Genomic DNA, 482 nt, shown 5'->3' on the forward strand with positions numbered 1-482 from the left:
CGCATGCGCGAGGACCTGGGCGTTGTGCACCGCCACCGCCGCAGGCTTGGCGAACAACTCCCCCAGCTCGGCGGCGTGCTCATCGAAGACGTCTTTGCCGCGGGCGTAGACATTGATCGCCCCGATCACCTGATCGCCCAGCAGCAGCGGCAACGACAACGCACTGTGCACCCCCAGGCGGCCCACCCGGGGGCCGAACCGCGGCCACATCTTCTCCCCGCCCAACGACCCGGACCGCACCGTGCGCCGCTCCAGCGCCGCGGTAATGCACGGACCCTCCTTGAGAGTCACGTACTGGATCTCGTCGATCTCGGCGACAAACGGCGCACTCGCGCCCAACACCTCCACCAGGTTTTCCACCCGGTCGACCCGCAACAAAGTCACCCCGGCACCGTCGGCGCCCGGGATCGCGCGCACCGCAAACGTCGACACCTCAGCCAGCAACTCGGGCAAACCCCGACCGTCGGCCACCAAACCCGCCA

At 68.7% G+C, this 482-nt stretch carries 1 protein-coding gene; it reads right to left on the minus strand.

Annotated features, from left to right (window positions below; genetic code table 11):
• On the minus strand, window positions 1-453 hold a 453-nt coding region (locus FPZ47_RS27935; protein WP_342781103.1), incomplete at its 3' end, for a GAF domain-containing protein.
• Window positions 454-482 lie beyond the last annotated feature (29 nt).

It is taken from the genome of Mycobacterium helveticum (assembly GCF_007714205.1).
Classification (GTDB): domain Bacteria; phylum Actinomycetota; class Actinomycetes; order Mycobacteriales; family Mycobacteriaceae; genus Mycobacterium; species Mycobacterium helveticum.